Origin of the sequence: Cetobacterium sp. ZWU0022, from assembly GCF_000800875.1 — a bacterium.
GTDB lineage: Bacteria > Fusobacteriota > Fusobacteriia > Fusobacteriales > Fusobacteriaceae > Cetobacterium_A.
Genome location: NZ_JRJZ01000096.1, coordinates 1 through 564 on the forward strand (window position 1 = coordinate 1; position 564 = coordinate 564).

General features: G+C 24.5%; 1 pseudogene. It reads left to right on the forward strand.

The features are described from left to right. Nucleotides 1-485 (forward strand): annotated as a pseudogene (locus L988_RS13830) (hypothetical protein); the annotation flags it as partial. Between the last annotated feature and the right edge of the window lie 79 nt (nucleotides 486-564).

Sequence of the window (564 nt, forward strand, 5' to 3'; positions counted from 1 at the left end):
CTCCAATGGATTTAAAAAACCCTACATTAACTGCTGAATGGTGGGTACTTCAAGAAGAAATAATTAATGGTACTAAAACTGAAGAAGATTTATATAAAAGTGTTATAGATAATTTTATAAAATTTAAAAACTCAAATCCTGAAATACCAATATTATCATCAAGTAATGTAGAGAAAGAAGTTATAGGAAAGTGTCCTAAATGTGGTGGTAATATTTACGAGGGAGTAACAAAAGAAAAGAAAAAAAATTATTACTGTGGGAATTATAAAGAAGGATGTATGTTTAAAATGTATGAAGCAATGAACCATTATCAAGATAAATTAAAACTTACAAAGTCAAAAGTCAAAAGTTTACTTGAAAATAAAAATGTTGCTTTTAAATTAATAGGAAAAAATGGAAAAGAGTGTGAAGCATATTTAAAAATAAAAATAAATGGTAATTATGTAAATTTTGAAAAAGTAGGATATGTAAATACCAAAAAATAAATTAACTATGCTTCAACTTGAAGCATAGTTAAAAATAAATAGGGGATGTGAACTAAAAATGAAAAAAATGTATTCCAAA